Raw genomic sequence first — 25,890 nt, 5'->3', positions numbered from 1 at the left:
GATGACGAAAGTCTCTCGCGAGGAATAAGATCAATCCAACGAATGTTTCTTATGCAATACATCTCGGAGCTTGATGAGTGTCCCAGTTCCCCAGTATCGATACCGACGTCCTGCGCACCTTTGTCGCCATTGCCGATCAAGGCGGCTTCACCAAGGCCGGGGAGCACGTCAATCGCACCCAATCGGCAGTGAGCATGCAGATGAAGCGCCTGGAGGAGGACGTCCTGCAGCGCCAGCTGTTCCAGCGCGATGGCCGTCAGGTCAAGTTGACTGCCGAGGGCCAGGTGCTGCTGGGGTACGCGCGTCGCATCCTGAAACTGCACAGCGAGGTGTTCAATACCCTGCGCGAACCACACATGATCGGCACCGTGCGCATCGGCACCCCGGATGATTATGTAATGCGCTTCCTGCCGGGCATCCTCTCGCGCTTCGCCCAGTCCTACCCGCTGATCCAGATCGAAGTGCATTGCGAGTCTTCCAAGCAACTGCTGCAACGCCAGGACCTGGACCTGTCCATCGTCACCCGAGAGCCGGGCAGTGAAATCGGCCAACTGCTGCGCAAGGAGCGTTTTGTCTGGGCCCAGGCCCAGGGTTTCTGCGCCCACGAGCAAACGCCCCTGCCCCTGGCGATGTTCAACAGCGACTGCTTTTGCCGAGCTTGGGCGTGCAATGCCCTGGATGCCGCCGGGCGCGATTATCGGGTGGCTTACAACAGCTCCAGCCTGTCCGCACTCATGGCAGTGGTCAGCGCCGGGCTGGCGATCACCGCCCAGCTGGAAAGCCTGATCACCCCGGACATGCGCATCCTTGGCGAAGCCGAAGGCCTGCCCCTGTTGCCTGAGGCCAGCATCATGCTGCTGCGTAACCTCAACCACCCTTCGCCCATCACTGAATGCCTGGCCGAGCACATCGTCGAAGGCTTCAAACTTTAAAGGCGAGCATCACCGCGCAGAGCACCAGGAAGCCGCAGAACAGGCCGCGCAGCAGGCGCTCGGGCATTCCATGAGCGACTTTCACCCCCCAACTGATGCTCAGCAGGCCGCCGATGGCCAAGGGCAAGCCGATGGACCAGTCCACCTGATGGTGCACACCGTAGGTCACCAGGGTCACCCCAGTGCTCGGCAGGGCCAGGGCCAGGGACAAGCCCTGGGCAACCACCTGGGTGGTGCCGAAAATACTGGTCAGCACCGGCGTGGCCACCACCGCACCACCCACACCAAACAGCCCGCCCATGGCGCCGGAAGCGGCCCCGAGCACACCCAGCCAGGGCCACGAATAGCGCATCTGTGCCGACGCCGGACGATTACCCACGAACATCCGCACCAGGTTGTATGCCGACAGGACCACCAAAAACACCACAAAACCGATGCGCATCAATTGGGCATCGATGCCGACCGCCCAGATCGAACCGAGCCAGGCAAAGGTGAAGCCCATCACGGCCAGAGGCAAGGCATGCCGCAACTCGATGCGATTGCGCTGGTGGTAGCGCCACAGCGCCAACATGACGTTGGGTACCACCATCACCAGGGCCGTCCCCTGGGCAATTTGCTGGTCCAGGCCAAACCAGACGCCCAGCACCGGAATTGCGATCAAACCGCCGCCAATCCCGAACAAGCCACCCACGGTGCCCAGCGCCGCGCCCAGTAACAAATACATCACTAACTCAATCAATGTCGCACTCCTCGCCTCAAGCCTCGCATGCTACCCAGTCAGCACTGGTGCGGAAACGCACAGCAACGCACAATGGCTGTGCCAATCTCGCACAAGCACATGCCATGAACCCCAATACCCTTACCGATCAGCTCGGGCTGTTCCTTGATGTCATGGAGGCCGGCAGCTTTTCCGCGGCGGCCCGCCGCCACCCGCTGACCCCTTCGGCGGTGGCTCGGCGCATCGACACCCTGGAAAACGCACTGGGCAGCAAGCTGTTCATGCGCACCACCCATGCGGTGGTCCCAACGCCCGCTGGCCAGGCCTTCGCCGAACGAGCACGACGGATTGTCGCCGAGTTGCAGTTGGCCCGGGCAGAGGCGGTTTCCCTGAGCCATGCGCCGGAAGGGCTGATCCGCGTGGACGCACCGGCAGCGTTCGGTCGCCGCCACCTGGCGCCCGCCATTGCCGACTTTCTTGGGGTTTACCCCGGGCTGGACGTACACCTGCACCTGATCGATAGCTTCGTCGACATGCAGGGCTCGCATTTGGGCAAGGTCGACCTGGTGCTGCGCGCCGGGCAAATGGTCGACACGCGGATGATCGCCACCCCGCTGGCGAGCATTGTGCGTATCGCCTGCGCCAGCCCGGAGTACCTGAAACGCCGCGGCACGCCGGCTCATCCAGGCGAGTTACGGGAACATGACGGCCTCGACTGGGATGGCCTGGCCCCGCTGTTCGCCTGGCGTTTCGAGCGCGATGGGCAACTGCACAGTCATCGCCCGAACCGCATCCGCATGAGCGCCAACAACGCCGAAGCCTTGCTCTCCGGGGCCTTGGCGGGTCTGGGCATTGCCCACCTGCCCACCTGGCTGGCCAGCGAGTACCTGCTGCGGGGCGAATTGCTGCCTCTGTTTTGTGACAACGGCCTGCCCAAGCCCGAAAGCGCCGGCATCTACGCTTTGCGCCTGGAACAACACACCAACGCCCGCAGCCGTTTGCTGCTTGAGTACCTCAAGACCCGCTTCAGCCCCATTCCCCCCTGGGACTTGGCCCTGCAAAGCAGCATGGGCGGAAACGGTGAGCAATGAGCGACGAACACCGCCGGTAGAATTACCTGGCGCATTAAAGATTTGCCCGCTAGATTCAGGACGCTTAATGATCAAGGCCCTCAGATGACCACTGAACGTTCCACCCCGGATAACTGCGACGACCTGCTGCTGGATAATCAGGTGTGCTTTGCCCTGCACTCCACCTCACTGTTGATGACCAAAGTCTACAAACCTCTGCTCCAGGCCCTGGGACTGACTTATCCACAGTACCTGGCGATGATGGTGCTCTGGGAGCGAGACGGACTGACCGTCGGCGAGATCAGCAGCCGCTTGCTCACCGATCCCGGATCTCTGACCCCGCTGCTCAAGCGCCTGGAAGCCGAAGGCCTGCTCAGCCGCACCCGCAGCCGTGAAGATGAACGGGTGGTGATTGTTGAACTGACAGACCAGGGACGAGCCCTGCGAGACAAAGCCCGTGGCATTCCGCAGTGCATCCTGGGCGCCAGCGGTCAGACCCTGGAGCAATTGCGCCAATTGCAGGCCGACCTGCTGACCCTGCGCAGCCATCTGCAAGGCAGCCTTTAAGCCAGGCGGTTACTCCGTGACCGACCAAACAGGGTCGATCGACAAAATAGTGCTTTTTAAAAACATATATAAATCAATTACCTGTAACGATTTTCAGGCCATGGCGAGGCGATTTCAAAAAATATATCTTGCGCACTAAATATTAGCGCTATATATTTTCTTCGTACTTACTTAGCGCACAAACATTTAGCGCAAATAATCACACTGACAGAGGTTACCGCCATGCAAACTCTCTACACCGCCGTCGCTACTGCTACAGGTGGCCGTGATGGTCGCGCCGTTTCCAACGACAACATCCTCGACGTCAAACTCGCTACTCCCAAAGAACTGGGCGGCGCAGGTGGCCAGGCCACCAATCCCGAGCAGTTGTTTGCCGCTGGCTACTCGGCCTGCTTTATCGGCGCCCTGAAATTCGTCGCCAGCCAAAGCAAACGCAAGATCCCGGATGACGCCTCGATCACTGCCCATGTGGGTATCGGTCAGATCCCTGGCGGTTTCGGCCTGGACATCGACCTGCACGTCAGCCTGCCCGGCCTGGAACAAGCCGACGCACAAAGCCTGGTGGACGCCGCCCACCAAGTCTGCCCGTACTCCAACGCCACCCGTGGCAATGTCGATGTACGCCTGCACGTCAGCGTCTGATCCTGATTGCAAACGGCAAACGCCAGGCACAAAAAAGCCCGACTCAATGGTCGGGCTTTTTCGTTCGCGCGGTTTAAGCCAGGCTTAGACCTTGGCGCGGCCCTTGTAGGAGCCACCTTCGCGGGTATCGATCTCGATCCAGTCGCCGATTTCAACGAAATCTGCAACGCTCAGCTCGGTACCGTTTTTCAGTTTGGCAGGCTTCATCACCTTGCCCGAAGTGTCGCCGCGAGCGGAACCTTCGGTGTAGTCAACCTGACGCACGATGGTGGTCGGCAGGTCAACGGAAACCAGACGGTCGTCGAAGAACACCGCTTCGCACACGTCAGTCATGCCTTCTTCGATGAACGGCAGAACCGCTTCGATGTCTTCGGCGTTCAGCTCGTACATGGTGTAGTCAGTGGTATCCATGAACGTGTAGGTGTCGCCGCTGATGAACGACAGGGTCGCTTCTTTGCGATCCAGGATCACGTCGTCCAGTTTGTCGTCCGCACCGTAAACGGTTTCGGTCTTGTAACCGGTCAGCAGGTTCTTCAGCTTGGTCTTCATGATCGCGCTGTTACGACCGGACTTGGTGAATTCAGCTTTCTGAACCAGCCAAGGATCGTTGTCGATACGGATCACGGTACCGGGTTTGAGTTCTTTACCAGTTTTCATTGCGAATATCCGAATTTGGATGGGATTTACAAAAATCTAGGCCGCGTATCATATCCAATTTAGGTAAAACTGCACCAGCGCCGCAGCAAGATCGGCCTGCAAGGCTTGTTCCAGACACCACTGTTCACTGTGGGCAGCGACTTCGGGCCAGTGTTGCAGCAGGTTTTTCCAGCTCGCCGCCATGTTTGCCTCGGTGTTCCACGCCTGCCACAGGGCGAGCACTGCACTCTTGGCTTCTGCCGATAAACCCCGTGTGTAGCGTTCAAGAAAGGCGTCGAGCTTGTCCAGGTGGATGTCGTCGTCCTGCCGATAGATGTGCCACAGCATGGGGCGCCCCGCCCATTGCGCACGGACGAACGAGTCTTCGCCGCGCACGGCGTTGAACTCGCAGCACCATAGCAGCCGGTCGTAATCGTCCTGACGGACGAATGGCAGCACTTGCACGGTCAGGGCGTCGCGCGTTTGCAGGGTGCCGACGGCAACCTCCCCCTCCCCCAGCCAGCGCTGCACATCCGCGAGAATCCGCCCCTCGGGCACCAGCAGATGAGTGGGACGACTGTCAGCGGCCAACGCATCCAGCCAACTGGCCAGGCCGCCATTCTCATAGGCGAACAACGAGATCAGGCGCGCTTGCGCGGCGGGGAAAACCTGCAAACCCGCCAAGAATGCCTGCTGCTGTGAAAGGTCTTGTTGAAAGCTGCGACGCCGCTCAAGCAACCCGGCCTCACGCAGCAATCCACCGGTTCCCGGCTGGAAGCCGGGGAAAAAGAAGTACTTTTGTACCTGCTTGTATTTGACCGACGGCAAGCCGTGGCAACCGCTGACCCACTCCTCGGCGCTGAGGTAGTCCAGGTTCAACCACAACGGGCTCTGCGCGCGCGCGGCCATGGCTTCCATATAGACCGAGGGCAATTGGCAAGCGAACGCGGCGATCACCACGTCCGCCGCCGGCACAGCAACCCAATCGGCCGACCAATGGCATACTTCGACGCCGGCCTGCCATTGGCGGGCCAGGTCGGTATCGATCTGCGGGCACATACGCTCGAAGGCACGCAAGTCATCGACCCACAAGCGCACCTGGTATTGATGCTCGGCCACCAACTGTCGGGCCAGGCGCCAGGTCACGCCGATATCGCCGTAGTTATCGACGACACTGCAGAAAATATCCCAGGAGGCTTTCATTCCGGGCTCCGATTGGCAAAGGCGCCGATTGTCCGCATAAATCCCCCTGCGCAGAAGAGCCAACGTCGATTAATCTTCGTGCGACAATCAGGCCTCGCAACCTATCACCCGCCAGGAGGCAGCCATGCCCTATCGCACCCCACCTCGCCGCGCCCTGAGTATCCGCCTGAACGGGCTGGCGCTGAGCGGCAGTATCGCCCTGGGCCTGTGGCTGGGTTTTCTGGCAATCGCCCTGACCTGCTGGCTGGCCTCACGTTTTCTGTTCGAGCAGCAACTGGCTCCGGTGGCTCAGGCGGTGCAACAACTGGCCAAGCCACCAGTCGTGGTGGAACCGCCGGCAGCGAACCCGATGTTCGAGCAGTATCAGGAAAACCTGCGCAAAAACGAGCAACAACAGGCCTTGGATAACGCACGCAATAGCCTGCGTAACCAGTCCAACCCCAAATGCCAGTTCTGGCTGCAGCAGGACCAGACGGCGCCCACCGAAAAAAGCCGGGCCAACGTCCTGCAATTCTGCGACTGACCATGAACAAATCCGCTGTCCATCAACTGATTCTGGAAAAGCTCCGGGACGATCTCGACATTGCCCAGCGCGCGGCGCAAACCGCTTACGAAACCGCGACCCACGAAGAAAACATCGCCGAGAACAAGTACGACACCCTGGGGCTTGAAGCCTCTTACCTAGCGGCCGGTCAGGCCAAACGCGTCGAAGAAATTCGCCAAGCGTTGACCCTCTGCCAGAACCTGACCTTGCGCCCCTACGATGAGCAACAGGGTATTCAAGTCGGTGCGTTATTGGGGTTGGAGGACGAACACGGCCATGAACAATGGCTGTTTCTCGCGCCGGATGGGGCGGGATTGAAAGTCTACGTGGTGGGGCAATTGATCACCGTCATCACCCCGCGCTCGCCGCTGGGTAAAAACCTGCTGGGCAAGTTCGAAGGGGATGACGTGGAGATTGTGGTGGCGGGTACTCGGCAACAGTTTGCTGTCACCGAGGTCAAGTAGGCCCGACGGGAATCAGTGCACCGGCAATTCAACGCCGTCGAACAGCTCTTCCAGTTCCTGCTTGTTGTGGCACTGGATGGCCTTGGCCATCACTTCGCGGGTCAGGTGCGGAGCGAACTTCTCGATGAAGTCGCACATGAAGCCACGCAGGAAGGTGCCGCGACGGAAACCGATCTTGGTGATGCTCGACTCGAACAGCTCGCTGGCATCCAGCACCACCAGGTCATTGTCGAGCTTGGTGTCGACCGCCATCTTGGCGACGATGCCTACGCCCAGTCCAAGGCGTACGTAGGTTTTGATGACGTCGGCGTCGGCGGCGGTAAACACCACTTTCGGGGTCAGGCCGCGATGGCTGAAAGCCTCGTCGAGCTTGGAACGCCCGGTGAAACCGAAAACGTAAGTCACAATCGGGTATTCAGCGAGTGCTTCGAGGGTGAGTTTCGGCAACTTGGTCAGCGGGTGCCCCTGAGGCACGACCACGCAACGGTTCCAGCGGTAGCACGGCATCATCACCAGGTCACCGAACAACTCCAGAGCTTCGGTGGCGATTGCAAAATCCACCGTGCCGTCAGCGGCCATCTCGGCGATCTGCATCGGCGAGCCCTGGTGCATGTGCAAGGCGACATCGGGGTACTGCTTGATAAAGCTGCTGATCACCGGCGGCAGGGCATAACGAGCCTGGGTGTGAGTGGTGGCGATCGACAGGGTGCCCTTCTTCTCGTTGGAGAACTCCTGGGCGATCTGCTTGATGCTTTCGACCTTGCGCAGAATTTCGCCAGCGGTGGTGATGATTCGCTCGCCGGCCGGAGTGACGCGGGTCAGGTGCTTGCCGCTGCGGGCGAAGACTTCGACGCCCAGCTCGTCTTCGAGCAGGCGGATCTGCTTACTGATACCTGGTTGGGAGGTGTAAAGGCTTTGGGCGGTAGCGGAGACGTTGAGGTCGTGGTGCGCCACTTCCCAGATGTAGCGCAATTGTTGAAGCTTCATATGAATCCCTCAAAGCAGGTAGACGCCACGGGTATCAGCGACGAGATATAACTATATTAATGGTTGAATGAATAAATCTAGAACTTTTTTATCAGATTTTTCCAATCCATCCCTATAGATCTCCGAGACGCCGCCGCTGCACCAACGGCACCAGGTACACCGGCACTTTGGCCAGTTGCAAGACCCGTGCGGCGGTTCTGCCCAAAGGCGTTTCAGCCCCTGCGCCATGGGTGTGACTTCCTACGATCAACAAATCCACAGAGAGTTTCGCCGCCTGCTCGAGAATGACCTGGGAAGGATCGCCCTGGAAAACCCGCACAGACTGAATCAGCGTCAGCTCCTGCAAATCCTCACCCAACTCCTCTCGAAAGCTGTCGAGCACTCGCTGCTCGATACTGGCCATGACCGTGCTCAGCCCCTGCTTGTGGAACTCGTTCAGCGCTTGCTCGTCGAGATAGCTCTGCAGCACGGACTCGGCAAATAGCCCCATGGGCTCCACGGCGTGCACCACATGTAAGTCGGCATTGAACGTTCGAGCCAGTTCCAGCGCGTGCTGCATCACATAAGGTGCATACAGACCGAGGTCAGTGGCATACAGCATCGAACGAATCATATGACCTCCTCAACTGCCAAGATGGCGGAGATTGATTCAGCTTAGCAGCGCCCGGAAGACTGCGAGGCCTGGCGCAAAACCTTGTGCTGCGGGGCTTTACGCCTGGCTCTCGTTACTGATGCCGTGGGGCACGTGACCGGTGGCAACCACTTCACGAGCCAACTCGCAGTGACCCGCCTGATCATCGAAAAACACGTCGGCAGCGAATGCCTCAAGAAACGCCGCCTTCTCCAAGCCGCCGAGGAACAGCGACTCATCCAGGCGAATGTCCCACTCACGCAAGGTACGAATCACCCGCTCGTGGGCCGGAGCCGATCGCGCCGTGACCAGGGCCGTGCGAATTGGACAGGCATCGTTGGGAAATTCGCCCTGCAGCAGGTTCAGTGCCGCCAGGAAGCCTTTGAACGGGCCGCCCGGTAACGGCTGGCGTGCCGACTCACGCTCATTGGCCTGAAAGGCTTCCAACCCACCCAGTTGATAGACTCGCTCCGATTCATCGGAGAACAGCACCGCATCGCCGTCGAAGGCGATGCGCAATTCGGCATTGGCCGCCCGTTGTGCGCCGCCGGACAGAATCGTCGCCGCAGCAAACCCCGCACCCAGTGCATTGCGCACATCTTCCGCATGGGTCGACAGAAACAGGTCGCAACCGAACGCCGCCAGATAAGGATAGGGGCTACGCCCGCCGACAAAAGCCGCTCGGGAAATATCCAGGCCGTAGTGCTGGATTGAGTTGAACACCCGCAGACCAGTGTCCGCACTGTTGCGCGAAACCAGCACCACCTCGACCCGTGCGCGCCCCAGGCTGGCATTCAGGCTGAGCAGCTTCTTGACCAGGAGAAAGGCATCGCCAGGCTCGAGGACCTCCTCTTCATGTTCGATCTGATACTGCCGGTAGGCTTCGACCCCCTCGGCCAGATAGACCTTGTGGCTGTCACTCAGATCGAACAAGGCTCGCGATGAAATCGCCACCACCAATTTGCCACCCAAGCCCTTTGCCATGCCTTACTCCCTGCCTGACGGCGTCAAGCGTTGTGTCGATCGATAAAACTCAAGGCCTGGAACAAGGCCTCGATTCTCGGCAACTCGCAGCCCGCCGCCCGAGCAGCCGCCAGGGGCGCCCCATAGATGGCAGCCAACTCCAGCGCACGTTTATGCACATGGTCGTGATACATGCTCGGCCAATAATCAGGCATTTTTTCGGTCATGTTGAACAGCTGCTCCGCATAACCGTCAGGCAGGTGGTGGCCGCAGGCTCTGGCGCCCTGTACCACTTCGTCCATCAAGGCCAGGATCAATGCGCGGCTGCTGGCATCAGCCATCAAGGGCGCCGTGCTGGCCTTGAGCAACACCGACAAGCCGTTGTAAGGCACGTTCCACACCAGCTTTTGCCAGCGCGCCTGTTGCAGGTTGCCCATGGCCAGAGCGTCGACGCCCGCCTGGCGGAACAGCGCAGCGCCCTCCTCGACGATCCCCTGGCGCAGAGGCTCGTTTTCGGCGGCAGGACCGCTGTGGTAACCCAGATGAACCGCCCCCAGCGCCTGATGCTCGATCAGGCCGGCCCCAGAGCGACTCACGCAAATAAAGCACAGACCGCCCAGCAGGTGCAGCGAGTCGGGCAACAGGCGCCGCAGGTCCTCTTCAACATCGAGGCCATTTTGCAGCAACAGCACCTTTGCACCCGGAGCCGATGCCTGAACGATCGTCGGCGCCAAATCGATATTGCCCGTGGTCTTGGTGCCCACCAGCAGCCAATCACAAGGCGGCATGTCTTCAGCAGCGCGGTAGGCCTGGACCGGGTTCAGGTTCAACGCACCATGCACGGCGCTGTTAAGTTGCAGCCCGTACTCGACCACGGCGGAGAAATCACTGCGCAGCAGAAAGTGCACATCGAGACCTGCTCGGGCCAGCATCAGCCCATAAAACCCACCGATCGCACCGGTACCGATAATGCCGATACGCGGCTTCTGGTTTGACTCCATCAAGGCAACTCCTCCGGGGTTCTGTTCAGCGCCTGCTCCAGGGTTTCGCTGAGCTCACGGGCATTCAGCCGCGAATGCACGGCACCGTAAAACTCGCCATCGCGCACCACGAACAACGCGGGCAAATGAAAAACCTGATAACGCTGCACCACGCCACCGTTGTTCCCGGCATCGATCCAGCACAAACGGTCGATTGGCAATTTCAGGCCTGGAAGTTGCTGACGAGCCCAGCGGCAACTGGCACAACCGGGGCTGGTGAAAATCACCAGCGAAACCCCGCTCAACGCCAGCAACCGTTGGTCTGCATCGAAATCAGTCAGTTCCAGTTCGGCCACTATACTGGCTGAAACAATGTCAAATAGCTGAGACTTGGAGTCCACGCTCATGGGACGTTTTTTACCTCATCCTGATGATGTTCCGGTCGAGCTGACCTTACGTAAACACTCGTGTATTTCCCGTCAGCGGCTGCACACTATCAGCCTCGGCGGCATGGCTTGCAATTACCACCGGGCCTGGCGCCGCGGTACGGCGCTGGAGGTACGCATGCCCTCTCTGGGCGAGCACATCTGTTATCACGGTTATGTGGCCTGGTGCCTAAGGCGCAAGCATGGCTACCTGGTGGGCATCGCCTTTGTCGATGAACAGACCCTGTTTGGTGCGCGAATGGGCGAACAGGTTTTCCAGATCGAGCGCTATTGCCGCATGCATGAACCCAAGGCCGAACAACAGCAGATGCAGGCGCTGGCACTGGAGTGGGTTCAGCAGCATGCCGAAGATTTTTCCCATGAACAGGTCCGTCAGGCTTTTGTGCAGCCTTAGCGGGATAAAACCCCTGTCTGCCCATTGTCGAGTCACCGGGTAACGCGCTAAGGTTCGGCTCCCCGACGCGCTTAAATCCGCTGTGCTCCGCCGCGCGGGGATCGCTGGCGGCCGGCACCCGTGACCTGACGAGTAACACGATGGCTGATTTACCGATCAACGACCTTAACGTCGCCTCGAACGAGACTCTGATCACCCCCGATCAGCTCAAGCGAGACATCCCTCTGAGCGACACTGCCCTGCGTACCGTAACCAAAGGTCGCGAGGTGATCCGCAATATTCTCGATGGCACCGATCACCGCCTGTTCGTCGTGATCGGACCGTGCTCGATCCACGATATCAAGGCGGCCCACGAGTACGCCGAGCGATTGAAAGTCCTGGCGGCTGAAGTCTCCGACACGCTCTATATCGTCATGCGCGTCTACTTCGAGAAGCCGCGGACCACCGTCGGCTGGAAAGGCCTGATCAACGACCCGTACCTGGATGACTCGTTCAAGATCCAGGACGGCTTGCACATCGGTCGTCAACTGCTGCTGGACCTCGCGGAAATGGGCCTGCCCACCGCCACCGAGGCCCTGGACCCGATCTCCCCGCAGTACCTGCAGGACCTGATCAGTTGGTCGGCCATCGGCGCACGCACCACCGAATCCCAGACCCACCGTGAAATGGCGTCCGGCCTGTCCTCGGCCGTAGGCTTCAAAAACGGTACCGATGGCGGCCTGACCGTGGCGATCAACGCCCTGCAGTCGGTTTCCAGCCCGCACCGGTTCCTGGGCATCAACCAGGAAGGCGGCGTGTCCATCGTCACCACCAAAGGCAACGCCTATGGCCACGTGGTATTGCGCGGCGGCAACGGCAAGCCGAACTACGACTCGGTCAGTGTCGCCCTGTGCGAGCAGGCCTTGGTCAAGGCCAAGATCAAGCCGAACATCATGGTCGACTGCAGCCACGCCAACTCCAACAAGGACCCGGCACTGCAGCCACTGGTGATGGAGAACGTCGCCAACCAGATTCTCGAAGGCAACCAGTCGATCATCGGTCTGATGGTCGAGAGCCATCTGAATTGGGGCTGCCAGGCCATTCCGAAAGACTTGGCCGAACTGCAATACGGCGTGTCGATTACCGATGCCTGCATCGATTGGGAAAGCACCGAGAAAACCTTGCGCAGCATGCACGCCAAGCTCAAGGACGTGTTGCCGAAACGCAATCGCAGCTGATTGCTTTTGGCAGACACAAAAACGCCGGGCATTGCCCGGCGTTTTTTATGGAGCGGCCTCGATCACAGCTTCGCGGCGTGGCGCTGATGACGCTCCATATAGCGCTCGACATAGGAGCATGACGGAATGACCGTATAGCCCATGCTCTCAGCGTAATCCAGCGCCTGCTCGGTCAGCGCAGCAGCAATGCCGCGGCCACGCAGCGCATTGGGTACAAAGGTCCGATAGATATCCAGGGTCTGCTTACCCAGGTCCATATAGGTCAGGTAGGCACGATGACCGTCCACATTGGTCTCGAACTGATGACCAGCCTGGTCATGGTGGATGGACAACGCCTCGCTCATCACTACTCCTTGCGGGTCTGGAATTATGACCCCTACCTTACCGATGTTTTTCCGGCGAAGGAACAACTACGCCACCCCGTGCCAGTTGGACACCGAGGAGAGCTATCGCTCTCGAACAACGAGCACGATACAAATAGTAGGCGTCATTGGCGCAAATGCTCAAGGCACGCTCGTCTTGGCAATCCATGACACAAGACCGCCAAGCCCCGATCAGCGTGTCACACAGATAGCACAATGAAAGCACTGCCAAATGGCCCACGGTCCAAACATCGCCGGATGTTGAACTTTAAGACGAGCGCACCTTCTTAAAGTCACCTCAACATGGATAAAGATACCTGGAGAGCGGTTGGCAAATCTGAAGAAAAGTGTAGCCCAGGCAATATAAAGCGACTCTAGCCTACACTCCGAAACTGCGACCTGGCTGGCCCGACAGAGCTATCACAGCGCGGGCCACAGCCCCCGGCCAGGCCTTGCCGTTGCATATTTTTTATACAACTGAATGAAAAGTTGCCCTAAAAAGATTCACCGCCTAGAATTTTTTTTGCTTCTTGCGCTACGTCAGTTTACTTACTACAAGTAATGGGTAGTATGTACGCCGGCTATTTCCTCACTCTGGGGTGATAGCTATTAATAGAAAGTCCTTGAAGGGGAACACGATGAACAACGTTCTGAAATTCTCTGCTCTGGCTCTGGCCGCAGTTCTGGCTACCGGTTGCAGCAGCGTAACTAAAGAAACCGAAGCTCGTCTGACTGCTACTGAAGATGCAGCAGCTCGTGCTCAGGCTCGTGCAGACGAAGCCTACCGTAAAGCTGATGAAGCTCTGGCTGCTGCTCAAAAAGCACAACAGACTGCTGACGAAGCTAACGAGCGCGCTCTGCGTATGCTTGAAAAAGCTAGCCGCAAGTAATAGTCCCTCGGGATTGTTATAAAGCCGATCCATTTTATGGGTCGGCTTTTTTATGGCCCGGACTTTCCTCCAGCCATAAAAAAACCCGCCGACACCCTCAGGTATCGACGGGTCTCTGGCCCATCGCTTACTGCTGCAGATCGATAGGTGCGCTAGACACGACTGGCGCATTGTTGGGTATGGCGATCTCTACCGGCAGGCCGTCTTCCGCTGCCACGACGTCACGCACCACGTCCCAATTCATACGCAGGTTATTCGCCAGGTCCTCACGCTTGAGCAAGGCGTTGATCACCGCCGTGTGCTTGTCCACCACCGACGGGTTGCCCTTGTCATCCAGCGGTGTATGGGCTTCCAGATAGACCTTGCCGGCGCTGATGCCGAACTTGTACGGGTCGTTGATAATCCGCACCGACGTACCCACCGGAACCATCCCGGCCATTTCCAGCACGTTGTTGTTGAACATGCGGAAGCAACCATGGCTGGTGCGCATGCCGATACCAAACTTCTTGTTCGAGCCGTGGATCAGGTAGCCAGGCGTACCCAGGGTGAACTTGAAAGGCCCCAGGGGATTGTCCGGGCCCGCCGGCACCACATTCGGCAGAGGATCACCATCGGCCGCATGCTCCGCCTTGATCGATGCAGGTGGCGTCCAGGTCGGGTTCGGCGTCTTGGCGGTGATGCTGGTGTGGGCGATAGGCGAGCCCCAACCTTCGCGACCGATCCCCAAGGGGAAGGTGTAGACCACGTTCCGGCCCTTGGGGAAGTAGTACAAACGGTACTCGGCCAGGTTGATGACAATGCCTTCGCGAGGCCCTGGAGGCAGGATGAAGCGCGTCGGCAACACCACTTCGGTGCCCGCACCGGGCAACCATGGGTCCACCCCCGGGTTGGCCGCGACCATCTCCAGGTAACCCAGGTCGTAGGTCGTGCCCAGGTCAGCAAAGGTGTCTTCGTATTTGGCCTTGATCACCTGCACCTGGCCGACAATGTCTTCGCCAGGCGGTGGTAGAGGCAATTCCAATGCTGCAACGGGGCCGGCCACACACAGTGCAGCAAGGGTCAGGCAGCGGGTGACGGCGGGAAAACGCGGCAACATCCGGAAAATCCTTCGCATGATCAACGGGAAATAAAAACGATTGTACACCGCCACCCAAGGCTGAGGCAGCCGCCTGGGCAGAAGCGCAGTCAGACGAAATCCCTGTCGAAATACCAGCAGTCGCGATGGCCTAGAGTTCGAAGCGCAACTCGGGCCAGATCGGTGGCGTGCCGCGCTTCTGCGATTCCAGAATCGCCCGACACAGTGGGCAGAGTCGCTGGTCCTGGAAAATGGTTCGGTCCACGCTCGACCAGCGAGGTTGCGCCGGCAACAAGGTGCCGCACAAGGTCCGGTCGGCGGACCCACCCAACTCCAACTGCCGCGTGACCAGATGCACCTTAACTTCCTGGCAAGCGAACAGGTCAAGCTGTTCATCAGGCTCGATCAGTTGATAGGCAAACAGGGACCAGGCGGGACGCGGCATCGGGGGCTCCAAATCGGGGCGCCACATTAGCCGAAACACTGCCGCTAGAAAAGCGTCAAAGCAGCGGTTTTAGCGTCGGCCAGACATTTTCCAGCAACTTGCCCTGAGCGACTGCGGCGGGGTGCAGACCATCGGCCTGCATCAGCTCGGGAATCCCGGCAATGCCCTCCAGGAAAAATGGCACCCAAGCGACCTTCTTCTCGTCGGCCAGGTTGCTGTACACCGCCGCAAACGCCTGGGTGTAACGCACGCCATAGTTAGGTGGAATGCGCATGCCCAGCAGCAGCACCTTGGCACCGCTGGCCCGGGAGCTGTCGATCATCGACGCAAGATTTTGTTGCAATTGCTTTGGCGGCTGCCCACGCAGGCCGTCATTGCCCCCCAGCTCCAGGATCACCAGCTCGGGCTTATGCTCTGCAAGCAGCGCCGGCAGGCGCGCCTGGCCTCCTGCACTGGTGTCGCCACTGACCGACGCATTGACCACCTGGTCATCGAAACCTTCGGCCTTGAGCCTCTGTTCGAGCAATGCGACCCAACCTTGTCGGGTATCCAGGCCGAAAGCCGCACTGATACTATCGCCAACGATCAGGACTGTACCCGCCGCTGCGTTATGGGCCATGCACATCAGGGCCAAGCCAGCACTCAAAAACCACACACGCATCGGACTCTCCATGGGCGCAAGCATTCTCACTGCGCGGAACCTTAGCAAAGTGGTTCCCAGCGCGGAAGGTGAACTGACCATCCTGCACGAACTCAGCCTGGACCTGAACCAGGGCGACAGCCTGGCCATCGTCGGCGCCTCGGGCTCCGGCAAATCCACCCTGCTTGGCCTGCTGGCCGGGCTCGACCTTCCCAGCAGCGGCGAAGTCACGCTCGCCGGCCGCGCCCTGAGCACATTGGATGAAGATCAACGAGCGCGAATCAGGGCTGAACATGTGGGGTTCGTCTTTCAGTCCTTCCAGTTGCTCGACAGCCTCAACGCCCTGGAAAACGTCATGTTGCCGCTGGAGCTGGACGGTCGCAAAGATGCCCGGGAACGCGCCACACAACTGCTGCAACGGGTCGGCCTTGGGCAGCGCATGAGCCACTCGCCACGGCAACTCTCCGGCGGCGAACAACAACGCGTCGCCATTGCCCGAGCCTTCGCCGCCGAACCCGACGTGCTGTTTGCCGACGAACCCACTGGCAACCTCGACAGCCATACAGGCGAGCGCATCAGCGATCTGTTGTTCGAGCTCAATCAGGAGCGCGGCACCACCCTGGTGCTGGTCACCCACGATGAACGCCTGGCCCATCGCTGCCGGCGCCTGATCCGTCTTGAAGCGGGCCTGCTGGTCGCCCCTCTGGAGCCTTGATGGCACGCTTGCCACTGTTGCGCCTGTTCAGCCTCGCCCTCCGCCAATTGCTGCGCGACACCCGCGCCGGCGAACTGCGGGTCCTGTTTTTCGCCTTGCTGGTGGCCGTTGCGGCCAGCACCGCCATCGGCTACTTCGGGGCCCGTCTCAACGGCGCGATGCTTTTGCGTGCCACGGAGTTCCTGGGGGCGGACCTGGTGCTTGAAGGCAGTTCGCCGGCGCGCGCTGAGCAGCTTAACAGCGGCCGAGAGCTGGGCCTCGAACACGCCCGCATCGTCGAATTTTCCAGCGTCATCGCCACGGACAACAGCATCCAGCTGTCCAGCATCAAGGCCACCGATGAGGCCTACCCCCTGCGCGGCCAACTAAAAAGCGCTGCCGCCCCTTATGCCGCAGAAGAAGCGGGAGGCGGCCCCAAACCGGGCGAAGCCTGGGTGGAGTCGCGCATATTGACGGCCCTGGACCTGAAGATTGGCGACAGCATCGACGTCGGCATGAAAAGCCTGCGCCTGACCCGGGTCCTGACCTATGAACCCGACCGTGCCGGCAACTTCTACAGCCTGACACCCAGAGTGTTGATCAACCTTTCGGACTTGGACGCCACCGGTGTGGTCCAGCCCGGCAGTCGAGTCAGCTACAAGGAACTGTGGCGCGGCCCCTCATCAGCCCTGGAAACCTACCGGCAATTGCTCAAGCCTGGCCTGGCGGCCAACCAGCGCCTGCAGGATGCCCGGGACGGTAATCAGCAGATCGGCGGTGCTCTGGGCAAAGCCGAGCGCTATCTGAATATGGCCAGCCTGGTGGCCGTGCTGCTTTCCGGGGTTGCGGTCGCGTTGTCGGCCAACCGTTTTGCCGCCCGTCGCTTCGATGCCAGCGCCTTGCTGCGCTGCCTGGGCCTGTCACGGCGGGAAACCCTGCTGCTGTTCAGCATGCAATTGGCCGTTCTCGGTCTACTGGCCAGCCTAAGCGGCGCCCTGCTTGGCTGGCTGGCCCAGTTCGGCCTGTTTTCCCTGCTCCACGACCTGCTGCCCAACGACGTGCCACCCGGCGGTTTACTGCCAGCCATCGCCGGCATCGGCACCGGGCTGGTCGCCCTCGCCGGCTTTGCCTTGCCGCCCTTGGCGGCCTTGGGCCGCGTGCCGCCCCTACGGGTGCTGCGTCGAGACCTGCTGCCGATTCCCTCCAGCACCTGGCTGATCTACGGCGCCGCGCTCTTTGCCCTGGGCCTGATCATGTGGCGCTTGAGTCTGGACCTGGTGTTGACCTTCGCCCTGCTCGGCGGCGGTGTAGTGGCGGCGGTGATCCTGGGCGGGTTGCTGCTGCTTCTGTTGCAAAGCCTGCGACGCTTGCTGGCCCGCTCGTCCCTGCCCTGGCGCTTGGGCCTGGGGCAGTTGTTGCGCTACCCATTGGCCGCAGCCGGACAATCCCTGGCGTTTGGCTTGATCATCTTGTCGATGGCGCTGATTGCCCTGTTGCGCGGCGAGTTGCTGGACACCTGGCAGAACCAGTTGCCGAAAAACGCCCCCAACTATTTCGCCCTGAACATCCTGCCCGCCGACAAACAAGCCTTTACCGAGCGCCTGGTGCAACTCTCCGCACCGTCGGCACCGCTTTACCCGGTGGTGCCGGGAAGGCTGATCAGCATCAACGGTGAGGCCGTCCAGGAAATCGTCAGCAAAGACTCCAGCGGCGATCGCGCCGTGCAGCGCGACCTGAGCCTGACTTGGGCCGCCGACCTGCCGGCGGGCAACAGCATTACCGCAGGCACTTGGTGGTCGGCACAGCCCAGCGCTGATCTGCCTGGCGTCTCGGTGGAAGGCAAGGTTGCAGAGAGCCTGAAGCTGAAACTGGGGGATCGCCTGACGTTCACTGTGGCGGGCGTCAACCGAGAGGCCCAGGTCACCAGCCTGCGCAAGATCAACTGGGATAACTTCCAGCCGAACTTCTTCATGATCTTCCAGCCAGGTACCTTGAAAGACTTGCCGACCACTTACCTGACCAGCTTCTACCTCGGCGCCGGTAACGATCAGCAGATCGTCGAGCTGTCTCGGGCCTTCCCGGCGGTGACCATTCTTCAGGTCGAAGCCTTGCTCGAGCAACTGCGCAGCATCCTCGCCCAGGTCACGCTGGCCGTGGAATACGTGTTGCTGTTTGTCTTGGCGGCGGGGTTGGCTGTGCTGTTTTCCGGCCTGCAAGCCACCCTGGATGAACGTATTCACCAGGGTGCACTGCTGCGGGCACTGGGCGCGGAACGACGGTTGTTGGTCAAGGCACGCCGGATCGAGTTCGGCCTGCTCGGCGCCATGAGCGGCCTGTTGGCAGCCCTGGGTTGTGAGGTAATCAGCCTGGTGCTTTACCGCTTCGCCTTCGACCTGCCGTGGCACCCTCATCCCTGGTTACTGCTATTGCCATTGATCGGCGCATTGCTGGTCGGGAGCGCAGGGGTATTCGGTACACGCCGCGCCCTGAACGCCAGCCCGCTGACGGTGCTGCGCGAAGGCTGAAGAGCTCAGCCCGCCGCACCTCGGGGCGGGCTTAGCGGTTGTACTCGATCAGGTTGATCCACCAGCAGGTCTCCCCCCCTGGCGTCTGAACCAACGCCTCATCGCCCACTTCCTTCTTCAGCAAGGCCCGAGCCATGGGTGCGTCGATAGAGATGTAGTCGTTACGCCCGTAAATCTCGTCGTAACCGACGATGCGAAAACGCTTGGTCTCACCCTCTTCGTTTTCAACTTCGACCCAGGCTCCAAAAAACACCCGTCCCTCCTGCTCAGGGGCATAAGGAACAACTTTCATGTCCTCCAGGCGCTTGCGCAAATAGCGCACCCGGCGGTCAATCTCTCGGAGGAGCTTCTTGTTGTACTGGTAGTCCGCATTCTCACTCCGATCCCCCAAGGAGGCGGCCCACGTGACTTTTTGCGTAATGTCGGGGCGATGTTCCCGCCACAGATAATCGAGCTCTTTCTTCAGAGCTTCGTAACCTTCCTGCGTAATGAGCTTGGTACTCAATTGGCTAACCACCCTGGTGCTTTGAAGTCGCTGTTGCGCTGCCGAAACAAGCCCTTATAACCGATTCGCGCCTCACTTCTGAATGCTCGAAGTCTTGCGCTGCCTTGCTAAAAACCTCAGTCCAGAGCCACCTCGGTTACGCCGCTGGGTAAGTTACCTTGCCGGGCCCGGATAATAAATCAACGCCGCCTGGCCGGCCCGCTTCGACAGCGAAAACCCTACCCGCAACAAGCCTTCCACGACCCTCACGGCCCCTCTCGACAAACCGGACACAACTATCAGATTTGTCCGATTTAGATTTCAGAGAGGTCAGACAATCATAAGCCTGAACAACAGCAACACGTTCAACCCAAGACTTAGCAACGACTTCCCGGCGCAAGCCACGACCACCCAAATGTTCAACCCACCAAAGGGAACGTACTCAATGGGAAACATCATTATCGTCGACGACCACCCGCTGATTCGGCTAGCGATAAGATCCATACTCGAACCCCATCACCACAGGATTATCGCCGAGGCCGACAACGGCGCCGATGCCGTTCAATTGGTGCGCAAGCACCTTCCGGACTTGCTGATACTCGACCTGGGCATCCCCAAGCTTGACGGTTTCTCGGTCATCGCCCACATCAAATCAGCCGGGCTGCAAGTCAAGACCCTGGTCCTGACCTCCAGCGATTCCAAGAACTTCGCGCTGCGCTGCCTTCAAGCGGGTGCGGCAGGGTTTATCTGCAAGACTGAAAACCTGCATGAACTGGCCAGCGCCGTCAAAGCGATTTTGGCGGGTTACAGTTACTTCCCGGAAGACACCATCAACATCCTGCAGCAGAACACCAGTGCCGCAAGCCAGGAAAGCGTCTTGATCTCCCGGCTCACAGACCGAGAAATAACCGTCCTCAAAATGTTGGCCACAGGGCTCAATAACCAACAGATCGCTGAGACGCTGTTAATCAGCCACAAAACCGTCAGCACTTATAAAGTGCGACTGCTCAAACGGTTCAATATCTCCAACTTGGTGGCCCTGGCAGAGTTGGCCAAGCGCAACGCCGTCGTTTGAGGTAGGGATGTTTGCACCACTCGTTCGCTGTGCCGGTGAGCACCGTGCTCACTGGCGAACGATCACCGGGTGATATCAGCGCCGAGTCAGCAATCCCTGGCGAGCAATGCGGGTCAGATGCTTGATGACATCGGCGGCCTGCTCGGCATTGGGTGCCTGAACCACCGCCAGATCGAAGCTGTCGTTGGCAAAGCGCGCCAATGATTCGCCATCTTCGACAAACTGAATCAGAAAGGCCGCCGGGCCTGCATTTCGCCGTGGCCAGCCGTCGAGATAGCGCAGCAGTGTGGGCTGATGAGTGCCCGAGAGAAGGATTTTGGGATTGCGCAAGGCGAGGTTCGCCGTGATCGGCTCAAGACGTACAAAGGGGCGTAGTGCATTCATCGTGTCGTGTCTCTGCCTCAAGTTTCTGCCGGGCAGGTGAGAGGCAACACCGAACCAGCGCTTTAGCGGTATTTCGAAGCCTTGTTCAAGCTTCTATCGGTGGTCTTCTGACTCACCTGGCGCCCCGCAAGTAGCTGTTTAAATCGGCGCATGGGCAGCATCCTAGAGAAACGGGTAGGACAGTGTCAAGAATCTGCTGCAACGAAAAAGGCCCGCATTGGGCGGGCCTTTTTTGTTCAAACTCCGTGTTTACTTAATGATCGCGCCGTCCAGCGACAGCTTGCCAGCGCCTTCGAACAGGACAGCGATGGTGCCCCCCAGCAGAGCCAGGGCGAACTCATAACCGTTGTTGGCCATGAACAGGCCGTTGCTGATATGCACCGAGAAAATCGCCACCAGCAGCGTGAACGACAAGCCCAATGCCGCCGGCCGTGCCAACAGGCCGATGATCAATGCCAGGCCGCCGAAAAACTCTGTACCGCCCGCCAGCAGCGCCATCAAGTAACCCGGCGCCAAGCCGATGCTCTCCATCCATTGCGCGGTCCCGGCCAAGCCATAGCCACCAAACAGACCAAAGAGTTTCTGCCCGCCGTGGGCGGTAAAAATGATACCGACAAAGATTCGCAGGACAGTCAGGCCATAGCCTGCGCGGGTGCTCAACAGCTTAGTGATCAGAGTGCTCATGGGGTGTTCCTTGTGTTTGGAGAAGAATTGGTCGCCATACTAATCAGTTTTTATAATGATAAAAGCCGAAAAAATCCGTCAAAACAATCAGATTTATCGATTATTTGCGTGAGGCAACTTTTCTCTCCTGAGGCTCCAACGAGTCACGCTCCCGATCGAACGCCAAATAGTATTTATTGACGCTATTAACATAGCTGACCGCCCCCATTCCCACCTGCTCCATGGCGATGCGCTCCACCTGGAAGAACCACTGGTTCGGGTTCAAGCCCCTGCGCTTGGCCTCGGTGCGCATCCCTTGTACCCGCTCCGGCCCCATGTTGTAGGCCGCCAGTACAAAGGCCATACGCTCGCGCTCATTAAGCTTGGGACTGGCGAAAAACTTGCGGCGAATCATCGCCAGGTACTTGGCGCCGGCTTGCACGTTGTCATCCAGGGACTGGATATTACTCACCCCCACCCGCTGCGCCGCCGACGGCGTAATCTGCATCAACCCGGTGGGGCCGCTGCCGCTTTTGGCATTGGGTTGCAGCGCTGACTCCTTGAAGGCAAGCGCTGCCAGGTTCAACCAGTCCATGCCCTGTTCACCGGCATGCTTCTGCAACACCGGACGCAGCTTCTCCAAGCGCTGGCGATCAGCCCGAGCCAACGGGTAATGCACTTGGTAGAGACGGCGGTAGATACGCAAGAAAGCCACGTCCAGGTCGGCCGGCGTTTTATAGGTCTTGAGGAAGCGGTCGATACTGGCACGCAACATTGACGCGTCACGCCGCACGAACCAATGCTCCTGCCCCGGTTCACTGATCTTCAGTTGCTTGTCAAAACGCAACTTGGGCAGGATCTTGCTCCAGCGCTCGGCAATCGGTTGCTCAACGATGGTCAGGTGGAATATCCCGCCCTGGACCATTTCCAGAACATCCTCGACCGCCAGGCTGGGATCGACCCACTCCACCTTGATCGGCGCCAACTTGTGCAGGGCCAGTTGTTGATTGAGCAGGCTCACCGAATCACCTGCGGCGCTGCCCGTGGTCAGCGCCAGAGTCTTGCCGGACAACTGCTCGACCCGGGTGTAACGACGCTCGCCCTTTTTCCCCACCAACAACAGTGGAACATTGCTGGCAATGGGGTCACTGGGACTGACAGCCTGCCCGGACTGAGCCTCCAGAAGTTCCCCGGGCGCTACCAGGTCGCCCTCTCCTCGCTGCAAGGCACCCAGCAGTTGGTCCTTGGCTTTGGGAATAATCTTGAGTTTGATGGCCTGGCCGTCACGGGCATACCCATTGAGGTATTGCTCAAAGGCCCTCAAGCGGTGGTACTCGACGCCAATGGCCTGGCCTTGGACCTCGCCGGAGCTGTTGCGACTCTGATTGACCAGCACCCGCAGCACCCGGCTACTGCGAATCTCCGCCAGGTCGCGAACCTGGCCCGCCGCAATGACTTCCGGCGGGCCAGTCAAGCGCGCAACCGCCGGCAAGGGCAGCAGCCACAAAAGGCACAGCACGAGTAAAACAGAGGGTCGGGTCATCCGCTCTCCGGAAGAATACGGGGTCAATCCTTCGTGTTTCTTGAAGAATTGCTCGAAAGAAACAGAGCGCCTGGAGCGCTGGCAACGTGCGAAAGACGGAGCGCGGCACGTGTGGATATCACAGGCAGTGCGTTGTTCCGGCAGCAACAGACAGCTTCAAGTCGTTGTAGTTCTTGGCTTTTCTTATAAATCCACAGCTCTGATATGCTTTCCGGCCGCAGGCGGAGGTAGCACCATGCAACTCATCGATATCGGCGTCAACCTGACCAACTCCAGTTTCGCCGAAAAACACCAAGCCGTTCTCGACCGAGCCTACGCGGCTGGCGTCTGCCAACTGGTCCTGACCGGCACCAGTATCGAAGGCAGCGAGCAGGCCCTGGAACTGTGCCTGCAACTGGACGAAAGCAACCAGCGACTGTTCTCCACCGCCGGTATCCACCCCCACTCCGCCAAGGACTGGAATGCCGACAGCGGCCGACGTCTACGTGGCTTGTTGAGTGAACCGCAAGTGCGGGCAGTGGGCGAATGCGGGCTGGATTTCAACCGCGACTTTTCCCCGCGCGCGCAGCAGGAAAAAGTCCTGGAAGAACACCTGGCCCTGGCCGTCGAGTTGCAATTGCCGGTCTTTCTCCATGAGCGCGACGCCAACCAGCGCATGCTGGAGATTCTGCGGGACTTTCGCGACCGCCTGCCGGCCGCGGTAATTCACTGCTTCACCGGTGAACAGCGAGCCCTGTTCAGCTACCTGGACCTGGACCTGCACATCGGCATCACCGGCTGGATTTGCGATGAGCGCCGAGGCACCCACCTGCACCCGCTGGTACGCGACATTCCTCGTGGACGCCTGATGCTGGAAAGTGATGCGCCCTATCTATTGCCACGCAGCCTGAGGCCCAAGCCTAAGAACGGGCGTAACGAACCGGCCTATCTGACGGAAGTCCTGCGCGAAGTGGCCCTGCATCGTAACGAAAGCCAGGAAGACCTGGCGGCCCACAGCACAGCGTGCTCACGAGCCTTCTTCGGTTTGCCAGAAATAGCTTGACCCATATCAAGATTCGTCTGACTGAGTAGCGGCAAAATAATGGCACCTTGCCAATACTGTTCCGCTCAATCAGAGAAGACCTTCCATGGGTGCCTGGCTTAGCAATATCTCGCTGAAGTACAAATTCTGGGCGGTCAATGCGGTCGCCTTTGTCACCACCCTGCTCCTGGTGCTGTACGCAGTACAGCTTGAACAACAAGCACGCAGCCAGGCCTCGCAACAATCCGCCCAGGCCCAGGCGCGATTGCTCAGTGCCTGGCCAAACGGGCAGCCCTTGCCCACTGCGGACCATCTGCTGAGCATTCATCAGGGCCAGACACCCAGCCTCAACCAACAACCGCTCCCGGAACTGAGCACCGCCAAAGGCTGGGTCGAGCTCAGCTACATGCCGCTGTTCGGCGACAACCCGTTGATGGGGGCCGAAGTGGTCAGCCGAGCCGACGGTCAGCAGGTGGCGGTACTGGCTTACGGTCCTAGCCTGAGCCAGGTGTTCGGCGAGCGTTTTGCCAACTATGCGGTGGCGGTGTTCATCCTGATGCTGGCGATGCTCGGGGCCTCCCAATTACTGATCCGCTTTCTCCTCAGCCAACTCAACACCCTCAAAGACGTGATGCTGCACGTGGAGAAAACCGGCGATCTGTCGGCCCGTGTCCCCCTAGCCTGCAAGGATGAAGTCGGGCAAATGGCCAACGCCTTCAACGCCATGCAGGCCGGTTATCAGCGGGTGGTCAACACCGTGGCCAACACCGCCCGGCAACTGGATCAAGGCGCGGCGCGCCTGGCCTCCAGCATGAACGAGGTGCGCCACGGTATGCTCGGCCAGCAAAGCGAGACCGATCAGGCCGCCACGGCCATCAACGAAATGTCCGCCACCGTCTACCACATCGCACAACACGCGGGCGCCACGCGGGACCTGTCAAAAACCGCCGATACCCTCGCTGGCAGCGGCCAGGAAGTGGTCAGCCGGGTACAAAAGTCCATCGCCGGCCTGTCCAGCGGGGTCCAACAAACCGCAGAAATGATTCAACGCCTGGCCGAAGACAGCCAGAAGATCAACAGCGTGGTCAGCGTGATCCACAGCATCGCCGAGCAAACCAATCTCCTGGCCCTGAACGCCGCGATCGAAGCCGCGCGAGCCGGCGAGATGGGGCGCGGTTTTGCCGTTGTGGCCGACGAGGTGCGAAACCTGGCCAAACGCGTACAAGCCTCCACCGACGAAATCACCACCATGGTGTCGGCGCTGCAAGCCGGAACCCGGGACGCTGTGGACTTCATGCAGGAAAGCTCGTTCAAAGCTGACGATTGCGTGCAACAGGCCCAAGAGGCGGGTGCAGCGCTGGCAGACATTACCGGTGCCGTGGCACAGATGCGTGAAAGCAATACTCAGATTGCGGTCGCCGCCGAGCAGCAAAGCCAGGTCGCGGAGGAAATGAATCGCGCGGTGGTGAGCATTCGCGATGTCACAGAAAACACGGTGCAACAGACCGTCAACTCGGCCACCACCAGCAACGAACTGGCGACCCTGGCCGGCGAATTGAGCAAAGCCATCGGTCAGTTGAAGCTGTAGCGGCATCCCACTCGCCCCGCTCTCTGTCGGGCGGGGCCTATGAACCCGATAGCCAGCCTTGATTCGTCGAGGCCACGGCGGCGAACTATTCTTGGCTCACGAGTTTT

General features: G+C 59.7%; 30 protein-coding genes. 14 read left to right on the top strand and 16 right to left on the bottom strand.

Annotated elements, in window-relative coordinates:
• The first annotated feature begins 77 nt into the window (after positions 1 to 77).
• Positions 78 to 932: a LysR substrate-binding domain-containing protein gene (locus M1B34_RS21615; RefSeq protein WP_268261590.1), complete on the top strand. Its 855-nt coding sequence runs from the start codon at positions 78 to 80 to the stop codon at positions 930 to 932.
• Here M1B34_RS21615 and M1B34_RS21610 read toward each other — a convergent pair.
• The gene (locus tag M1B34_RS21610; protein WP_123328236.1) at positions 922 to 1,671 is read right to left on the bottom strand and encodes a sulfite exporter TauE/SafE family protein; all 750 of its coding nucleotides are present in this window, start codon (positions 1,669 to 1,671) and stop codon (positions 922 to 924) included. The genes M1B34_RS21615 and M1B34_RS21610 overlap by 11 nt on opposite strands.
• A gap of 104 nt (positions 1,672 to 1,775) precedes the next feature.
• On the opposite strand from M1B34_RS21610, the gene M1B34_RS21605 reads away from it, so the two are divergent.
• From M1B34_RS21605 to M1B34_RS21595, 3 genes are all read left to right on the top strand, one after another.
• Positions 1,776 to 2,741 (top strand): LysR family transcriptional regulator, encoded by a 966-nt coding sequence (locus M1B34_RS21605; RefSeq protein ID WP_123328237.1) that lies wholly within the window; start codon positions 1,776 to 1,778, stop codon positions 2,739 to 2,741.
• A gap of 84 nt (positions 2,742 to 2,825) precedes the next feature.
• The gene (locus M1B34_RS21600; protein ID WP_268266180.1) at positions 2,826 to 3,287 is read left to right on the top strand and encodes a MarR family winged helix-turn-helix transcriptional regulator; all 462 of its coding nucleotides are present in this window, start codon (positions 2,826 to 2,828) and stop codon (positions 3,285 to 3,287) included.
• 222 nt (positions 3,288 to 3,509) lie between these two features.
• A complete protein-coding gene (locus tag M1B34_RS21595; protein ID WP_268266179.1) occupies positions 3,510 to 3,929 on the top strand; it encodes an organic hydroperoxide resistance protein in 420 nt (139 codons plus the stop codon).
• Positions 3,930 to 4,013: 84 nt separating this feature from the next.
• On the opposite strand, the gene M1B34_RS21590 is transcribed toward M1B34_RS21595, so the two are convergent.
• Positions 4,014 to 4,586 (bottom strand): elongation factor P, encoded by a 573-nt coding sequence (locus M1B34_RS21590; protein WP_123328240.1) that lies wholly within the window; start codon positions 4,584 to 4,586, stop codon positions 4,014 to 4,016.
• Between the two features lie 48 nt (positions 4,587 to 4,634).
• The gene (gene earP / locus M1B34_RS21585; protein WP_268266178.1) at positions 4,635 to 5,768 is read right to left on the bottom strand and encodes an elongation factor P maturation arginine rhamnosyltransferase EarP; all 1,134 of its coding nucleotides are present in this window, start codon (positions 5,766 to 5,768) and stop codon (positions 4,635 to 4,637) included.
• Positions 5,769 to 5,892: 124 nt separating this feature from the next.
• On the opposite strand from earP, the gene M1B34_RS21580 reads away from it, so the two are divergent.
• Positions 5,893 to 6,291 carry a hypothetical protein gene (locus M1B34_RS21580; protein WP_123328242.1) on the top strand — a complete coding sequence of 133 codons (399 nt, stop codon included), beginning with the start codon at positions 5,893 to 5,895 and terminating at the stop codon, positions 6,289 to 6,291.
• 2 nt (positions 6,292 to 6,293) lie between these two features.
• Positions 6,294 to 6,776, top strand: a complete 483-nt coding sequence (locus M1B34_RS21575; protein WP_268266177.1) for a GreA/GreB family elongation factor — start codon at positions 6,294 to 6,296, stop codon at positions 6,774 to 6,776.
• Positions 6,777 to 6,788: 12 nt separating this feature from the next.
• Here M1B34_RS21575 and cysB read toward each other — a convergent pair whose 3' ends face one another.
• The 5 genes from cysB to M1B34_RS21550 form a co-directional block, all read right to left on the bottom strand.
• On the bottom strand, positions 6,789 to 7,763 hold the full coding sequence (gene cysB / locus M1B34_RS21570; RefSeq protein WP_123328244.1) for an HTH-type transcriptional regulator CysB: 975 nt from the start codon (positions 7,761 to 7,763) through the stop codon (positions 6,789 to 6,791).
• 112 nt (positions 7,764 to 7,875) lie between these two features.
• A complete protein-coding gene (locus tag M1B34_RS21565) occupies positions 7,876 to 8,376 on the bottom strand; it encodes a universal stress protein (RefSeq protein WP_123328245.1) in 501 nt (166 codons plus the stop codon).
• A 96-nt stretch (positions 8,377 to 8,472) separates the two neighbouring features.
• Positions 8,473 to 9,378: a 5'-nucleotidase gene (locus tag M1B34_RS21560; RefSeq protein ID WP_123328246.1), complete on the bottom strand. Its 906-nt coding sequence runs from the start codon at positions 9,376 to 9,378 to the stop codon at positions 8,473 to 8,475.
• Positions 9,379 to 9,401: 23 nt separating this feature from the next.
• Positions 9,402 to 10,358 carry a putative 2-dehydropantoate 2-reductase gene (locus M1B34_RS21555; RefSeq protein ID WP_268266176.1) on the bottom strand — a complete coding sequence of 319 codons (957 nt, stop codon included), beginning with the start codon at positions 10,356 to 10,358 and terminating at the stop codon, positions 9,402 to 9,404.
• Positions 10,358 to 10,744, bottom strand: a complete 387-nt coding sequence (locus M1B34_RS21550) for a thioredoxin family protein (protein WP_268266175.1) — start codon at positions 10,742 to 10,744, stop codon at positions 10,358 to 10,360. The genes M1B34_RS21555 and M1B34_RS21550 overlap by 1 nt, the downstream gene beginning before the upstream one ends.
• On the opposite strand from M1B34_RS21550, the gene M1B34_RS21545 reads away from it, so the two are divergent.
• Together M1B34_RS21545 and M1B34_RS21540 are read left to right on the top strand one after the other, a co-directional pair.
• Entirely contained in the window at positions 10,743 to 11,177 is a 435-nt protein-coding gene (locus M1B34_RS21545; protein ID WP_268266189.1) for a PilZ domain-containing protein, read from the top strand. The genes M1B34_RS21550 and M1B34_RS21545 overlap by 2 nt on opposite strands.
• A 140-nt stretch (positions 11,178 to 11,317) precedes the next feature.
• On the top strand, positions 11,318 to 12,394 hold the full coding sequence (locus M1B34_RS21540) for a 3-deoxy-7-phosphoheptulonate synthase (protein ID WP_123328250.1): 1,077 nt from the start codon (positions 11,318 to 11,320) through the stop codon (positions 12,392 to 12,394).
• Between the two features lie 62 nt (positions 12,395 to 12,456).
• Here M1B34_RS21540 and M1B34_RS21535 read toward each other — a convergent pair whose 3' ends face one another.
• Positions 12,457 to 12,738, bottom strand: a complete 282-nt coding sequence (locus tag M1B34_RS21535; RefSeq protein ID WP_123328251.1) for a GNAT family N-acetyltransferase — start codon at positions 12,736 to 12,738, stop codon at positions 12,457 to 12,459.
• A gap of 656 nt (positions 12,739 to 13,394) precedes the next feature.
• Here M1B34_RS21535 and oprI point away from each other — a divergent pair.
• Positions 13,395 to 13,646 (top strand): outer membrane lipoprotei OprI, encoded by a 252-nt coding sequence (oprI, locus tag M1B34_RS21530; RefSeq protein ID WP_013791646.1) that lies wholly within the window; start codon positions 13,395 to 13,397, stop codon positions 13,644 to 13,646.
• Between the two features lie 127 nt (positions 13,647 to 13,773).
• Here oprI and M1B34_RS21525 read toward each other — a convergent pair whose 3' ends face one another.
• The 3 genes from M1B34_RS21525 to M1B34_RS21515 form a co-directional block, all read right to left on the bottom strand.
• Positions 13,774 to 14,742 (bottom strand): L,D-transpeptidase family protein, encoded by a 969-nt coding sequence (locus M1B34_RS21525; RefSeq protein ID WP_123328252.1) that lies wholly within the window; start codon positions 14,740 to 14,742, stop codon positions 13,774 to 13,776.
• Between the two features lie 130 nt (positions 14,743 to 14,872).
• On the bottom strand, positions 14,873 to 15,166 hold the full coding sequence (locus tag M1B34_RS21520) for a hypothetical protein (protein WP_025127171.1): 294 nt from the start codon (positions 15,164 to 15,166) through the stop codon (positions 14,873 to 14,875).
• A gap of 55 nt (positions 15,167 to 15,221) precedes the next feature.
• A complete protein-coding gene (locus M1B34_RS21515; protein ID WP_268266174.1) occupies positions 15,222 to 15,827 on the bottom strand; it encodes an arylesterase in 606 nt (201 codons plus the stop codon).
• A gap of 10 nt (positions 15,828 to 15,837) precedes the next feature.
• On the opposite strand from M1B34_RS21515, the gene M1B34_RS21510 reads away from it, so the two are divergent.
• Entirely contained in the window at positions 15,838 to 16,521 is a 684-nt protein-coding gene (locus tag M1B34_RS21510; RefSeq protein WP_268266173.1) for an ABC transporter ATP-binding protein, read from the top strand.
• Positions 16,521 to 19,025 (top strand): ABC transporter permease, encoded by a 2,505-nt coding sequence (locus M1B34_RS21505; RefSeq protein WP_268266172.1) that lies wholly within the window; start codon positions 16,521 to 16,523, stop codon positions 19,023 to 19,025. Before M1B34_RS21510 ends, M1B34_RS21505 begins: the two co-directional genes overlap by 1 nt.
• Positions 19,026 to 19,056: 31 nt before the next feature.
• Here M1B34_RS21505 and greB read toward each other — a convergent pair whose 3' ends face one another.
• Positions 19,057 to 19,530, bottom strand: coding sequence for a transcription elongation factor GreB (gene greB, locus M1B34_RS21500; protein ID WP_268266171.1), 474 nt, complete (start codon positions 19,528 to 19,530; stop codon positions 19,057 to 19,059).
• A 424-nt stretch (positions 19,531 to 19,954) separates the two neighbouring features.
• Here greB and M1B34_RS21495 point away from each other — a divergent pair, with 424 nt between their 5' ends.
• Positions 19,955 to 20,584 carry a response regulator transcription factor gene (locus M1B34_RS21495; RefSeq protein WP_123328256.1) on the top strand — a complete coding sequence of 210 codons (630 nt, stop codon included), beginning with the start codon at positions 19,955 to 19,957 and terminating at the stop codon, positions 20,582 to 20,584.
• A 75-nt stretch (positions 20,585 to 20,659) separates the two neighbouring features.
• Here M1B34_RS21495 and M1B34_RS21490 read toward each other — a convergent pair whose 3' ends face one another.
• The 3 genes from M1B34_RS21490 to M1B34_RS21480 all read right to left on the bottom strand — a co-directional run bounded on the left by M1B34_RS21490 (position 20,660) and on the right by M1B34_RS21480 (position 23,174).
• Positions 20,660 to 20,968, bottom strand: a complete 309-nt coding sequence (locus M1B34_RS21490; RefSeq protein ID WP_123328257.1) for a class I SAM-dependent methyltransferase — start codon at positions 20,966 to 20,968, stop codon at positions 20,660 to 20,662.
• A 249-nt stretch (positions 20,969 to 21,217) separates the two neighbouring features.
• On the bottom strand, positions 21,218 to 21,652 hold the full coding sequence (locus M1B34_RS21485; protein WP_123328258.1) for a DoxX family protein: 435 nt from the start codon (positions 21,650 to 21,652) through the stop codon (positions 21,218 to 21,220).
• Between the two features lie 100 nt (positions 21,653 to 21,752).
• The gene (locus M1B34_RS21480; protein WP_268266170.1) at positions 21,753 to 23,174 is read right to left on the bottom strand and encodes an MltF family protein; all 1,422 of its coding nucleotides are present in this window, start codon (positions 23,172 to 23,174) and stop codon (positions 21,753 to 21,755) included.
• Positions 23,175 to 23,409: 235 nt separating this feature from the next.
• Here M1B34_RS21480 and M1B34_RS21475 point away from each other — a divergent pair, with 235 nt between their 5' ends.
• Both M1B34_RS21475 and M1B34_RS21470 read left to right on the top strand, forming a co-directional pair.
• Entirely contained in the window at positions 23,410 to 24,216 is an 807-nt protein-coding gene (locus M1B34_RS21475) for a TatD family hydrolase (RefSeq protein WP_123328260.1), read from the top strand.
• Between the two features lie 85 nt (positions 24,217 to 24,301).
• A complete protein-coding gene (locus M1B34_RS21470; RefSeq protein ID WP_268266169.1) occupies positions 24,302 to 25,783 on the top strand; it encodes a methyl-accepting chemotaxis protein in 1,482 nt (493 codons plus the stop codon).
• The last annotated feature ends 107 nt before the right edge of the window (positions 25,784 to 25,890 follow it).

The organism is Pseudomonas morbosilactucae (genome assembly GCF_023241715.1).
Classification (GTDB): domain Bacteria; phylum Pseudomonadota; class Gammaproteobacteria; order Pseudomonadales; family Pseudomonadaceae; genus Aquipseudomonas; species Aquipseudomonas morbosilactucae.
The sequence above is the reverse complement of the archived record's forward strand: the minus strand, read 5'-3'. Positions and strand labels throughout refer to the sequence as shown.

Bases quoted from the DNA above. Each gene is read 5' to 3' on its own strand.
- M1B34_RS21535 (WP_123328251.1), bottom strand. From the start codon at position 12,738: ATGAGCGAGGCGTTGTCCATCCACCATGACCAGGCTGGTCATCAGTTC.
- M1B34_RS21540 (WP_123328250.1), top strand. From the start codon at position 11,318: ATGGCTGATTTACCGATCAACGACCTTAACGTCGCCTCGAACGAGACT.
- M1B34_RS21495 (WP_123328256.1), top strand. From the start codon at position 19,955: ATGGGAAACATCATTATCGTCGACGACCACCCGCTGATTCGGCTAGCG.
- M1B34_RS21515 (WP_268266174.1), bottom strand. From the start codon at position 15,827: ATGCGTGTGTGGTTTTTGAGTGCTGGCTTGGCCCTGATGTGCATGGCC.
- cysB (WP_123328244.1), bottom strand. From the start codon at position 7,763: ATGAAGCTTCAACAATTGCGCTACATCTGGGAAGTGGCGCACCACGAC.
- M1B34_RS21520 (WP_025127171.1), bottom strand. From the start codon at position 15,166: ATGCCGCGTCCCGCCTGGTCCCTGTTTGCCTATCAACTGATCGAGCCT.
- M1B34_RS21525 (WP_123328252.1), bottom strand. From the start codon at position 14,742: ATGTTGCCGCGTTTTCCCGCCGTCACCCGCTGCCTGACCCTTGCTGCA.
- M1B34_RS21575 (WP_268266177.1), top strand. From the start codon at position 6,294: ATGAACAAATCCGCTGTCCATCAACTGATTCTGGAAAAGCTCCGGGAC.
- M1B34_RS21555 (WP_268266176.1), bottom strand. From the start codon at position 10,358: ATGGAGTCAAACCAGAAGCCGCGTATCGGCATTATCGGTACCGGTGCG.
- M1B34_RS21480 (WP_268266170.1), bottom strand. From the start codon at position 23,174: ATGACCCGACCCTCTGTTTTACTCGTGCTGTGCCTTTTGTGGCTGCTG.
- M1B34_RS21485 (WP_123328258.1), bottom strand. From the start codon at position 21,652: ATGAGCACTCTGATCACTAAGCTGTTGAGCACCCGCGCAGGCTATGGC.
- oprI (WP_013791646.1), top strand. From the start codon at position 13,395: ATGAACAACGTTCTGAAATTCTCTGCTCTGGCTCTGGCCGCAGTTCTG.
- M1B34_RS21565 (WP_123328245.1), bottom strand. From the start codon at position 8,376: ATGATTCGTTCGATGCTGTATGCCACTGACCTCGGTCTGTATGCACCT.
- M1B34_RS21600 (WP_268266180.1), top strand. From the start codon at position 2,826: ATGACCACTGAACGTTCCACCCCGGATAACTGCGACGACCTGCTGCTG.
- M1B34_RS21590 (WP_123328240.1), bottom strand. From the start codon at position 4,586: ATGAAAACTGGTAAAGAACTCAAACCCGGTACCGTGATCCGTATCGAC.
- M1B34_RS21605 (WP_123328237.1), top strand. From the start codon at position 1,776: ATGAACCCCAATACCCTTACCGATCAGCTCGGGCTGTTCCTTGATGTC.
- M1B34_RS21490 (WP_123328257.1), bottom strand. From the start codon at position 20,968: ATGAATGCACTACGCCCCTTTGTACGTCTTGAGCCGATCACGGCGAAC.
- M1B34_RS21580 (WP_123328242.1), top strand. From the start codon at position 5,893: ATGCCCTATCGCACCCCACCTCGCCGCGCCCTGAGTATCCGCCTGAAC.
- M1B34_RS21505 (WP_268266172.1), top strand. From the start codon at position 16,521: ATGGCACGCTTGCCACTGTTGCGCCTGTTCAGCCTCGCCCTCCGCCAA.
- M1B34_RS21560 (WP_123328246.1), bottom strand. From the start codon at position 9,378: ATGGCAAAGGGCTTGGGTGGCAAATTGGTGGTGGCGATTTCATCGCGA.
- M1B34_RS21475 (WP_123328260.1), top strand. From the start codon at position 23,410: ATGCAACTCATCGATATCGGCGTCAACCTGACCAACTCCAGTTTCGCC.
- M1B34_RS21595 (WP_268266179.1), top strand. From the start codon at position 3,510: ATGCAAACTCTCTACACCGCCGTCGCTACTGCTACAGGTGGCCGTGAT.
- earP (WP_268266178.1), bottom strand. From the start codon at position 5,768: ATGAAAGCCTCCTGGGATATTTTCTGCAGTGTCGTCGATAACTACGGC.
- M1B34_RS21510 (WP_268266173.1), top strand. From the start codon at position 15,838: ATGGGCGCAAGCATTCTCACTGCGCGGAACCTTAGCAAAGTGGTTCCC.
- M1B34_RS21550 (WP_268266175.1), bottom strand. From the start codon at position 10,744: ATGAGCGTGGACTCCAAGTCTCAGCTATTTGACATTGTTTCAGCCAGT.
- M1B34_RS21470 (WP_268266169.1), top strand. From the start codon at position 24,302: ATGGGTGCCTGGCTTAGCAATATCTCGCTGAAGTACAAATTCTGGGCG.
- M1B34_RS21545 (WP_268266189.1), top strand. From the start codon at position 10,743: ATGGGACGTTTTTTACCTCATCCTGATGATGTTCCGGTCGAGCTGACC.